The organism is Daejeonella sp. H1SJ63, from assembly GCF_029360775.1.
GTDB lineage: Bacteria > Bacteroidota > Bacteroidia > Sphingobacteriales > Sphingobacteriaceae > Daejeonella.
The window spans coordinates 1-11,180 of the sequence record NZ_JARKMZ010000023.1 but is presented as its reverse complement, the minus strand read 5'-3'; the positions used below and the strand labels follow the sequence as shown (position 1 = coordinate 11,180).

10 protein-coding genes, 1 other RNA gene and 1 pseudogene are annotated in these 11,180 nt (G+C 35.9%); 2 read left to right on the top strand and 10 right to left on the bottom strand.

Features of this window, described 5'->3' with window-relative positions:
* Positions 1-267 (bottom strand): annotated as a pseudogene (locus P2W72_RS06780) (hypothetical protein); the annotation flags it as partial.
* 331 nt (positions 268-598) lie between these two features.
* Positions 599-2,986, bottom strand: coding sequence for an alpha-ketoacid dehydrogenase subunit alpha/beta (locus P2W72_RS06775; RefSeq protein ID WP_276360235.1), 2,388 nt, complete (start codon positions 2,984-2,986; stop codon positions 599-601).
* A gap of 276 nt (positions 2,987-3,262) precedes the next feature.
* On the opposite strand from P2W72_RS06775, the gene P2W72_RS06770 reads away from it, so the two are divergent.
* Complete coding sequence (locus P2W72_RS06770; RefSeq protein ID WP_276360234.1) at positions 3,263-4,459, top strand: pyridoxal phosphate-dependent aminotransferase; 1,197 nt, start codon at positions 3,263-3,265, stop codon at positions 4,457-4,459.
* A 58-nt stretch (positions 4,460-4,517) separates the two neighbouring features.
* Positions 4,518-4,886, top strand: a transfer-messenger RNA (tmRNA) gene (gene ssrA, locus P2W72_RS06765).
* 209 nt (positions 4,887-5,095) lie between these two features.
* Here the strand turns inward: ssrA and P2W72_RS06760 are convergent.
* From P2W72_RS06760 to P2W72_RS06725, 8 genes are all read right to left on the bottom strand, one after another.
* On the bottom strand, positions 5,096-6,160 hold the full coding sequence (locus P2W72_RS06760; protein ID WP_276360233.1) for a hypothetical protein: 1,065 nt from the start codon (positions 6,158-6,160) through the stop codon (positions 5,096-5,098).
* A 52-nt stretch (positions 6,161-6,212) separates the two neighbouring features.
* Entirely contained in the window at positions 6,213-6,596 is a 384-nt protein-coding gene (locus P2W72_RS06755; protein WP_276360232.1) for a hypothetical protein, read from the bottom strand.
* Positions 6,596-7,093, bottom strand: a complete 498-nt coding sequence (locus tag P2W72_RS06750; RefSeq protein WP_276360231.1) for a hypothetical protein — start codon at positions 7,091-7,093, stop codon at positions 6,596-6,598. Before P2W72_RS06750 ends, P2W72_RS06755 begins: the two co-directional genes overlap by 1 nt.
* Positions 7,094-7,285: 192 nt before the next feature.
* A complete protein-coding gene (locus P2W72_RS06745) occupies positions 7,286-8,158 on the bottom strand; it encodes a hypothetical protein (RefSeq protein ID WP_276360230.1) in 873 nt (290 codons plus the stop codon).
* A gap of 75 nt (positions 8,159-8,233) precedes the next feature.
* Positions 8,234-8,449: a hypothetical protein gene (locus P2W72_RS06740; RefSeq protein WP_276360229.1), complete on the bottom strand. Its 216-nt coding sequence runs from the start codon at positions 8,447-8,449 to the stop codon at positions 8,234-8,236.
* Positions 8,439-8,828 carry a helix-turn-helix domain-containing protein gene (locus tag P2W72_RS06735; protein ID WP_276360228.1) on the bottom strand — a complete coding sequence of 130 codons (390 nt, stop codon included), beginning with the start codon at positions 8,826-8,828 and terminating at the stop codon, positions 8,439-8,441. The genes P2W72_RS06740 and P2W72_RS06735 overlap by 11 nt, the downstream gene beginning before the upstream one ends.
* Before the next feature lie 51 nt (positions 8,829-8,879).
* A complete protein-coding gene (locus P2W72_RS06730; protein WP_276360227.1) occupies positions 8,880-9,269 on the bottom strand; it encodes a hypothetical protein in 390 nt (129 codons plus the stop codon).
* A gap of 4 nt (positions 9,270-9,273) precedes the next feature.
* Positions 9,274-10,503, bottom strand: coding sequence for a site-specific integrase (locus P2W72_RS06725; RefSeq protein WP_276360226.1), 1,230 nt, complete (start codon positions 10,501-10,503; stop codon positions 9,274-9,276).
* Positions 10,504-11,180: the final 677 nt, after the last annotated feature.

Sequence of the window (11,180 nt, the reverse complement as noted above, 5' to 3'; positions counted from 1 at the left end):
AATAAGTTTTACATTCGAATTATCTGTATAAAATTCATCGTTTAGTCTTTTGATCAAATATAGGAAGACCTCAGGAGATACTTTATTGCGTGCCTGTACAAAAGCACTCTTTGTAAAGGCAGATTGATTCCTACCAAGCTTCTCTTTTAAATGGCTGACAAAGTTTACGATTTCCAATGAAAGACTTTTGGTCAGAAAATTAACCATAAACAGCACGGTTCCCGAAAATGACTGTTTCCTGTTCCTTGTAAAATCTTTTTCGCTCATTTTAAATCGTTCCTGAAGAAAACTACTGAAAATTTCCGTCTGAAGTACCTTTAAAATTTCAATAGCAGTTTTTTTGCATGATATATTAACTATTTGATTATCAGTATAATATACAAAAAATAATTTGCAATATCAACCTAAATAGCTGATAAACAGTAACTTAAATCCTTAACTTAATGACATTGGGCGAAGGCCGAGATCTCCCCATTAACAATAAAACGTTGTCATTCCGGCGGAGGCCGGAACCTTCATATTAAAAAAATGTGTGTACAGGGTAGCTGCCGGTAGGCAAGAATGACGGAAAAAAATGAAATTTCTCCATCCGCAGAAATCAGAACAAACCAGGGAATTTCTCCGGATTAGTATCATTCATCATTTCATAAGCAATCTCTACCACATCATCAATAGATGGTTTTGCAAAGTAATCACCATCCGAACCATAGGGAGTACGGTTTGGCTTAGCCGACAGCGTACGAGGTTTGCCATCAAGAAACTGATAGCCATTCTGATGTTCCAGAATCTGCTGTAAAATAAATGCGGTAGAACCACCCGGTGCATCTTCGGCAACAACCAGTAATTTATTGGTTTTGTGAAGCGAAGAAAGACATAAACGATCCGTATCAAACGGAAGAAGGGTTTGAGGATCAATAATCTCAACACTTATTCCAAGTTTTTCCAGCTCATCTGCCGCATGTTCAACAACTCTTAATGTTGAACCATAAGAAACAATAGTAATATCTGAACCTTCACGGATCAGCTCTGCTTTACCCAGTGGGATTGTAAATTCGCCAATATTAACAGGTAGTTTTTCTTTTAATCTGTACCCGTTCAGACATTCAATAATCAATGCAGGTTCATCACCACGCAAGAGAGTATTGTACATACCTGCAGCCTGGGTCATATTTCTTGGAACGCATATATGAATTCCCTGTAATGAATTGAGGATCACTCCCATCGGAGAACCTGAATGCCAGATACCCTCCAGCCGATGTCCGCGTGTACGCACAATCAAAGGTGCTTTCTGACGCCCTTTGGTACGATAACTCAGAGTAGCCAGATCATCACTCAGTATATTAAGTGCAAACAGAATATAATCAAGATATTGAATTTCAGCAATTGGCTTTAAACCGCGCATGGCCAATCCTATACCCTGGCCAACAATCGTCATTTCACGGATACCGGTATCGGTGATCCTCTTCTTACCAAATTTAGCCTGTAAGCCGGCAAAGCCCTGATTCACATCACCAATTGCTCCTACATCTTCGCCAAAAGCCATGATACGCGGATCTCTCGAAAAGTTGGAGTCGAAACAGGCATTCAGAATTTCCCTGCCATCAATCAATTTAGACTCTGCAGAGTATTCCGGCTTAACCACCTCAATATTTAACGGCGATTCATCAGAACCGGTAAAGAGCTTCGAATTATACCGGTCATATATAGACTCATGCTGATCCTGATACCAGCTCATCAGCTTATTTTTAGCATCTGAGTTCTCATGGCGCAGAATTCTGATGGCATGTCTTACCAAAGCAATCACATCCTTACGTGAAAGATCAATACTTGTTTTCAGAGCATTTGCAGCATTAATGAGTTCAGCATTTTGAGTATTCTGCATCAAAGCTGCTGCAACTTCAAGCTCAGCCTTCATTCCTGCATTAAAATCAGCCCATGCTTTTTTCTGACAATCACGAATATATACTTTAGCCCTGGTTTCAAGCTCAGTTAACTCCTCATCTGAAGCTATAGCAGATTCTATAATCCACTTCCTCATCTGAAGCATACAGTCGTACTCATTTTCCCAGGCAATACGCGATTTATCTTTGTATCGCTCATGAGAGCCTGAAGTAGAATGTCCCTGAGGCTGAGTCATTTCAGTAACATGAATCATCACCGGGATATGCAGCTCACGGCAAACTTTTATGGCGCGCTCATAGGTTTCACATAATCCGGGATAATCCCAGCCCCTCACCTTGAATATCTCGTAACCCTCTCCTTTTTCATCACGCTGAAATCCTTTCAGGATCTCGGAAATATCCTGTTTGGTGGTTTGATATTCAGCCGGAACAGAAATACCATAGGCATCATCCCAAATGGAAATAGCCATAGGAACCTGAAGCACTCCGGCAGCGTTGATTGCCTCAAAAAATAAACCTTCTGACGTGGAAGCATTACCAATGGTTCCAAAAGCCACTTCATTCCCATTAACTGAAAAATTCTTCAGATATTCTAATTCTGAATTGCTGCGGTATAATTTGGAGGCAAGGGCTAACCCTACCAAGCGCCCCATCTGGCCACTTGTGGGTGAAATATCTGAAGAAGAGTTCTTTGTTTTAGTAAGATCCATCCACTTTCCGTTCTCGTCAAGAAGACGGGTTGCAAAGTGACAATTCATTTGACGGCCACCCGAACTCGGATCAGCATCGGGATCTGTATTGGCATAAAGCTGAGCAAAAAACTCAGGCATGGTAAGCATACCGGCAGCAAACATAAAGGTTTGGTCGCGGTAATAGCCCGAACGCCAGTCGCCCTCTCTGAATGCCTTGGCCATAGCCAACTGGGCTATCTCTTTACCATCACCAAAAATCCCGAATTTGGCTTTTCCGGTTAAAACTTCCTTACGTCCTAAAAGACTGGCCTGACGGCTCTCGTAAGCAATTTTATAATCATTAATTATGATGCTTCTGAAATCCTCAAAACTCAACTCTTCCTGTTCGGACATATTATATGCTGTAACCTGGGCTCCTGTCATTAGAATTGCTGTATCGCCAAAAATAAGAAAAGCCTTCAGGAATTGAGAATACTAACACAAAATTATAATCTGTTTTTTGTCGGAAAAACCAAATTATAAAACATACATGCGTAAAAAATGAATGTAATTACCTGATTTGAAGCAATATTTGAATAAAATATTCCAGATCAGCAATTTAAAAATTACAAAAAATTAAAAACCACAACACTTGATTCCCTATCGTTAAGGTTTTTGTAATTTTGCTGCATGCCAGAAATTTCAAATAGGGGCCGGCAGATGCCCGCCTCGCCTATTCGTAAACTGACTCCGTTTGCAGATAAAGCAAAACGTGAAGGGAAAAAAGTTTATCATCTTAATATCGGACAGCCCGATATTGAAACTCCTGCAGTGATGTTAGATGCTGTAAAGAACATCGACTTCAAAGTTTGGGCATATACCCCATCCGAAGGCACGCTTACTTACCGTACCAAACTAACAGAGTATTATAATAAACTTGGATATCAAATTGAGCCATCAGATATTCTGGTTACTATGGGAGGCTCAGAGGCGATTACTATTGCCATGCAAACCTGTATGAATGATGGAGATGAGGTGATTATTCCGGAGCCATTTTATGCCAATTATAATGGCTTCGCCTGTATGAGCAATGTAGTTGTAAAACCCATTCTCTCTCAAATTGAAAACGGATTTGCATTACCGGCAATCAGTGAATTTGAGAAGCTGATTGGTCCTAAGACTAAAGCGATTATTATTTGCAACCCGAATAATCCGACAGGATATCTGTATTCCAGATCTGAGCTGGAGGCATTGAGAGAATTATGCCTTAAATACAACCTGTTCCTGTTCTCTGATGAAGCTTACCGCGAATTCTGCTATGATGGAAAGGAATTCATTTCTCCGATGCATCTTGAAGGACTGGAAGAACATGTTATTGTACTGGATACTGTGTCGAAACGTTATAGTGCATGCGGAGCCCGTTTGGGATGTCTGATCACAAAAAATAAGGAAGTAATCGCCGCAGGATTAAAATTTGCACAAGCAAGACTTAGTCCGGGACTGGTTGAGCAGATCGCAGCAACTGCAGCTGTTGACACTCCTGACAGCTATTTCGAAGCGGTAAATAAGGAATATACCCTGCGTCGTGATACTTTAGTAAACCGGCTGAACAACATTCCCGGCGTAACTTGTCCGAATCCGGGAGGGGCATTTTATGTGGTTGCGCGTTTCCCGATAGATGATGCTGATAAATTCTGCCAATGGATGCTCGAAGAGTTCAACTATGACAATCAGACAGTAATGATGGCTCCTGCCACCGGATTTTACAGTACAAAGGGCGTTGGAACTAACCAAGTACGATTGGCATACGTTTTGAATAAAGAAGATCTGGAAGCAGCCATGAAATGCCTTGAAGTAGCTCTTGAGGTTTATCCGGGACGTATCTGAACAAAATATGGCTGATTTTGTGTATCTTTGTAAGGATATACCCAATCATCAAAATTCTGGGGTCGACCGGAATTGACAGGATGGAGATAGGTATGTAAGCATGCAGTGCATTGTGAGTAGTAGCACTTTAATCTGAACTTTCAACACACAATCGGCGAAAATAACTACGCCTTAGCTGCTTAATTTAGAATTAAGTAAGCTTTTGTTCCGTCAGATTCTGTTCTGTAGTCTGACACCAGGAGCATCGAACAACAGGACTGGCCAGGATTTAATGGTGTGATAATCCGGCGAGACAAGACACCTAAGGAAGAAGGTACAGGTAAGCGGTTGACCTTCCCCTTCCCGACAATTGAACAACAGCTAAGCATGTAGAAAGCGTAACATGTCCCATGTTTGGACGAGGGTTCGAATCCCTCCGGCTCCACAAAACCAATAACCAAAGAGCTGTAAGACAATAACTTACAGCTCTTTTTTATTTGCAGGGTGTACTAAAGGGGACGAATAACTGGTGTTTGGTATAAATTATGCAAGTATAAAAGGCTTATGATTGAATACAGGCGTACACTAATTACCAATATACTTGAAACATAATTAAAATAAAATCAGAAACACTACTAATTTCCTTTGTTTAACCTGTTACAGGTTAGTATAATTATCATTTGCAAGCTTATCATCAATGAGCTTCTCGATATTCAAGAAAACATCACTTATATTATATTGGGGATTCACAAAAAAAATGGTACAATTATTTTTCAAGGCTTTTTCTTTTTTAATAATATCTCTTTTTAGATTTTCTTGAAATTGTTTTTGTGCATATTTCTTACCCTTGCCACCAAAATCAACAGGATAAAAATGTTGTTCACCTTGATATTCAATTGCTAAATTGATCTCTGGTATAAATATGTCAAATCTTTGAGGTTTCAACCATTCTGGAGATCCTTGTGAAATAATTGTAAACTGATTGCTAAATTTCTTTTTAACCTCTCTGAATAAAAGATTCTCATTAAAGAAAGAACCGATAATTTTCTCATCAAACTCAAACCTACATTCATTTTCAAAGATTCTAATTGATTTTGTAAGTTCATTACCAAACAACCATCTATAATCAAAAACTACATTACCTCTACTATTGAAAGCGTTCATTTGTTCAATCGCATAGTCACTTGGCGAAAAATTAATTAAAAGCTGATTTATTAACTCTTCTTTAGTTTTAAACCTGTCATAAAAAAACTTTAGGAGAGGCTGTTCTCCAATTAACTCACGAGTACTCTTTAGGAAGTAATTATTTATGACTTTTAAAGTTAGATCCTTAAAATTTAATTCGTCCCACCAATGGTAATATTTAATGTTTGTCTTGATCTTATCAATCAAATCCCCTGGGGAAATTTGATTTACATTTATTAAACAATTTTCAATAAAGACTGATCTAAGGAAATAAAAATTTGCTAAATCTATTCCTAAATAGGAACTGGTGTTATTGGAGTGATTAAGCCTTTTTCTTAAATTATTTTCGTAATTCTGAATCTGCTCTAAACTTACTGCAAAACATCTTTTCTTGTAACTCTCAATAATATTTTGATTATACTTTTCATCTGGATACGCAAAATTATTTCCAACAAGAATTGAATATAATTTAAAAGAATCCAACTCATTGTAAGTTAACCAACGCCACTCTTTATAAAAGTCATCAATAGTTTCCATTTTTGACTAAACTCCTTTTTTAATTAGGCAAAATTTATTTCAGAGTGTTATTTTACGTTTTAATTAGTCTGGCAAAATCTCCTACTTGAATAGATTCAAATGGTTTTATTTTATTCTCACCAATAATTTCTTCCTCGGTGGACGTTAATGGAGTCCAAACATTAACTAATGGATTAGTTTTTTTTATTACTCTTTTTGCTTCGTCATCTCTGATATAAGACTCAATAGTGCATAATTTGTCCTGAATATGTGTAACTATGCCTTTACCTCTGATTATTTCGGCAGGTCCAAGATCTTCATTTGTGTCTGGATCAATTAATGATTTTGTTAGACCATAAACCTCAAATTTATCAGAAAGCTTTATATTTTTATTCTTACCACAATTAAGAACTATTTTGGTTCCTGTTATTATTTCTAATACTCTAAAAGTCTCCATTACTCTATCATTTTTAAAATTTGCAGATCAGAATCCTTGACAATAACGGTAACATATAAATTGTCGAGCTTATTTGAATCAGCAAAATAATTATCTAATTGTAATACTCCTTCATCAGGCAGTAACTGTAAAGCCTGAATTTCTTCGTCTTTTATAGATTCAATTACTTTTAAAATACAAATTGAATTTGTTAATCCATTCCCTTTGGTAATCAAGGTCAAAATTGAGTCTTTAGGGATTTTAGGATTTGATTCAATTCTAATAATGTTTTGTCCAAGATGTAAACCATTTCCGGGGACTCTTCCCTTAACTTTTAAATATTTTTTATGGTCAATTTCATGTAATTCAAAAATTAAATAAATTATTGTGGATATAAGCAATCCTATTACAATGAAAACTAAATTGTATTTCCAACTCAATTCAGTTAATATTGGAGCAATGAATCCTAAAATGGCAAAAATATTTTTTAGAAATTTTATTGCTAATTCTTTTAACATGAATGTTTACTTAGAGATAGAAGCCTTCTTAATTTTAGATAAATAATATAATTGATGGAACAATTTCTAATTTACTTTAAAATATTAAATATGCTGATTTTATAAAAATATCCCAACTGTGATTGAAAAAGAATAAAGATTGATTGAATAGCTATCTATAATATCTAAGAAGTTTCGACATCCGTTGAATAGTTAATGTACTTGAACATTTGATGAAATTTCTTGATTCTTTTCATCGAGTCTTTTGTATAGTTTAATACTCTTTTGATTCAGAGGTACAAAATGCAAAGTGCCGAACTCTGTATAACACTCATTTATGTTTTCATTTTCCAGTTTGTAGGCATTTTCTAAAAAGGTTTCATTCCCTGAATAGTGAGTATATAGTTTCGATACCATTTTTGAGCAGTTCCAGACCTGACATTTAAACGTATCGTTATTCTTGGACACATACTTAGTCAAATAGTTTTGAAGCTTCCTGAGATCGTTTTGTTTCACTTTCATCACATTGAAAGCGGATGAAGGTTTATAATCTGGATTCAGAGGAATAATGCCGTTTTTCTTTTGCAGCTCTAACCAGTAAGACCAGTATTTATTTATATCCCAACTTTTATTGGTTACCAGATGAAAATGGATATTGTTTTTGAAGGTCTGATTCTTAGTTTGTCTTTCTGCAACCCACAGGTATTGAAAATTTACCGTTCTCTTTTTCGTGTTGTCTATGAACTTTCTTAAAATCTGAACCGCTGTCAGATCATCTACAAGATTGGCGAAGGTCAGAGTAACAAAGGTTAGATTATTGCACTGTCTGGAAAAGGCTATAAGCTTATCTTTTATCTTTTGTTTGGTTCTGGGTGACATTGATTTGAGTTGAATCTCTTTAGGTTCACTGATCTCTTTTTCCCATTGCCGTTTCCTGACTTCCATCACGGTAAGCTTTTCATTCTTATGACTGTTATTTTGCTTTTTTCTGCATAGTGAAGAGCCTGTGAATTTCTCCTGTACTTCTGCATTAGGACTATCGTAATCCGTAACAAATGTTCTGCCGTAGGTGTTATGGGTTCTCATAAAAAAATCTGAATGGTTGCACGTTTAATAAATATCATAAAGGTTTATTTTAAAGGTTAAAAAAAAAGCTACCGATTAAGTAGCTTCAATGAATGCAGGAATAGAATCACCTCTTTTGATCCTTCTGAGAAAATCTCTGGATCTTCTGTTATAAACATTCATGTATTCCCATTCCGGAAATTTCTGACTAAGAAACTTTTCAAACTTGTTAATCTGGTGTACAAATGCCCATTTTTTAACCTCCTTGTTTGGGAGAAATACAATAATTGAATAATCATTCTTATGCTGCATGATTACCCCCCTTTCTCATAACGGAAGTAAAATTTCGCTCCGTCAATGCCTGATCTACTTCTTTTAATTTGAAGCGAACTTTGCCACCTATACGATAAGATTTAATGAAACCCTGCTTCACGTAATTATGCAAGGTCGGAAGAGAAATTTGGAGATGCTTAGCAACTTCTCCCCGTGTTAAATACTGAACTTTCTCAGCAGTAGTTTTATCCTTAGTTCTATCCCCCGCAATTTCTTGATCGTTGAAATAGAACTTACTATCATCATTTAGTTTTCTGCCTAAATGAGATTCGAATAGCTGAGTCATAAATTCCTTGAATTCTGACTCACTCACACTCTGAATTAACAGAGCATTGTTTTGTTGTGATGAAAAAATCATACCCCGAAATAAGGCATGAAATGAACCTGTAGTAAAAAAACTGTAGTACTACTATTTTCCTGTTCTTAACTTAATTAAATCTTTTTCAATGAGTTGTGATATCTCATTTAATTTTAATTGCTTGAAAAGTTCACTTAACTCCATTAAATGTTTTTCATTACTAGGATTCCTTAATTGATTTTCAATAAAGTTTGGTAGCTGCTCCCGTATATTTTGAGAATCTCCATTAAGAAGAAATGAAAAGAGCTGTGCTTTTTTCGTATTGCTTAATTCATACTTTTCAAGAAAGCCTAAATAGTGAAGCATTAATAATTGCACAGGCAATGTGGCTTTAGGTCTTTTTTTCTGCTTGTCTTTTAGCTTAAGCTCCTCCCTTAATTTATCAATCTCACGTCTTACGTCTAATTCAGCTACTTTTCCTACACCGAAAACTCCTGCCATAACATTATTTAAAAAATGGGTGATCTAATAATTTGTTTGCGTTTTGTTCCTGCGTAATCCTGATATATTGCAGGAATACTTTCTCCGATTTATGCCCTGTAATCTTCATAATCGTAATTGAGGGAACATCAGCAAGATAAAGATTTGTTGCAAAACTTCTTCTGGCTGTATGGGTACTGATCAAAGTATATTTCTTAGAGGTCTTTTTATCTTTTATCCCTCCCTTCGTGATTCTGGTTTCCACATCTGAATCAATGCCTGCCATTTCCCCAATGGTTTTTAAGTATTGGTTAGTATTCTGGTTTGAAATGGGTTTGGGTAATTGATAATTGTATTTTACCAGTATATCATTAACAACCTTACCGATAGGGATAACAACAGTGTCCTTTGTCTTTTGTGTTCTGATCTTCAGTTTATTTCCTTCAATGATATTTTCCTTTTTAATCTGTGAGTAATCAGAGAAGCGAAGTCCAGTATAACAACCAATCAGGAATAAATCTCTGGTTCTATCCAGATAAGGGTATTTGCTCAAATCCAGTTCAGCGATTTTCTGAATTTCATCCGTAGTAAGATAAATTTTATCTGATTCTTCCTTGAAGCTTTTAAACTTCTTTTTCTTGAATTCAAGATTATCATTCAAACCTCTGTCTGTGGCATCATTTAGCATCGTTTTAAGCGTCTTTATGTTCTTTCCGATGGTATTTGTTGCCAGATTGACTTCACGAGTAAGGTAAGCTACATAATCATTGTAGAAGTTTAAATCAATAGTATCAAAGTCCAGTCGTTTCTGTCTTTTCTTGCCGTAGTTCTTTAAATGGTTGAACGTGGTAGTGTATATCTTAAGACTTGCTTTTGCTTTAAATGATTTCCCTTCCTCGATATATCTTTCAATAAACTCAAATAAAGTCATTCGGTTCTTTTGAAGCTTGATTTGAAGTTCAACTTCTAATTCATGTTTCAATAACTCAATGGTAATCGGCACTTTATTATTTAAGAGTCTGCGATAGGAATTATGTATTGCAGTTTCAAAGTTTTTTAATCGGGAATTAAATTCAGCATGTTCAGGAAAATTTCTGGATTCTTTGGCTTTCTGATCATCAAAGTTCCAATACTTGGGAAGTATTTTTTCTCCAGTTGAATACTTCAATCTTTTGTAGTTGAAATTGAATATCAGATAAACCAAGGTCTTTTCCGTTGACTTCGGTTCTTTGAGTATAAATCGCGCTTCTGCCATGAGTTTTTTGAATACTCTAATCTGAATAAAATAAAAATAGGGTGCAAGAGAGGGGACGAATAAATTTAATTTGACCTAATTTAGCTACTTCTACTCATACTAAAATGTGCCCATAAAAGTCATATATCAGTATTTTAAAGTAAGATTCAGTAAAAAATGATAAAAATGGTTCGAGTTCCTCCGACTCCACCAATTATTAAAAAAACCGATGAAAATCGGTTTTTTTTATGCACTAAATTTACATGAGGGATGAGAACCCGGGGAGGGTTCGAACTTTCTCTTGAGCGGACATGTGTTGGGCCAGCGGGAGCGAAAAATCCCTCCGACTCCACCAATTATCTAATTTAATTAATAAGAAGCGCCCTTCTCTTTTGTAGAAGGCGCTTCTTATTTGAGCACAATTAATTGCAACTATCGCCTATATTACCTTGTTAAATTGGAGTTCATGAAACTGAACCATGAAAACAATATCCACAACAACCTCCAACCTGAGGTCTCAAAAGTTTTTTACAATTTTCACATTCGTAAAAAACTGACACGTAACTGCCGGCATTATTTACTCTTTTTTATAGCCACAAATTGAAAATACAATTACAGATTTCACTTTAATTAACGTGAGTTCGGTTTAAGCAGCTAAAAGTAGTTGTTTATCATCTTTTTCAAAAACGATGTTTAGG

Coding starts and splice junctions, on each gene's coding strand:
- P2W72_RS06755 (WP_276360232.1), bottom strand. CDS start 6,596: ATGGAGACTTTTAGAGTATTAGAAATAATAACAGGAACCAAAATAGTT.
- P2W72_RS06745 (WP_276360230.1), bottom strand. CDS start 8,158: ATGAGAACCCATAACACCTACGGCAGAACATTTGTTACGGATTACGAT.
- P2W72_RS06735 (WP_276360228.1), bottom strand. CDS start 8,828: ATGATTTTTTCATCACAACAAAACAATGCTCTGTTAATTCAGAGTGTG.
- P2W72_RS06730 (WP_276360227.1), bottom strand. CDS start 9,269: ATGGCAGGAGTTTTCGGTGTAGGAAAAGTAGCTGAATTAGACGTAAGA.
- P2W72_RS06770 (WP_276360234.1), top strand. CDS start 3,263: ATGCCAGAAATTTCAAATAGGGGCCGGCAGATGCCCGCCTCGCCTATT.
- P2W72_RS06750 (WP_276360231.1), bottom strand. CDS start 7,093: ATGTTAAAAGAATTAGCAATAAAATTTCTAAAAAATATTTTTGCCATT.
- P2W72_RS06775 (WP_276360235.1), bottom strand. CDS start 2,986: ATGTCCGAACAGGAAGAGTTGAGTTTTGAGGATTTCAGAAGCATCATA.
- P2W72_RS06760 (WP_276360233.1), bottom strand. CDS start 6,160: ATGGAAACTATTGATGACTTTTATAAAGAGTGGCGTTGGTTAACTTAC.
- P2W72_RS06725 (WP_276360226.1), bottom strand. CDS start 10,503: ATGGCAGAAGCGCGATTTATACTCAAAGAACCGAAGTCAACGGAAAAG.
- P2W72_RS06740 (WP_276360229.1), bottom strand. CDS start 8,449: ATGCAGCATAAGAATGATTATTCAATTATTGTATTTCTCCCAAACAAG.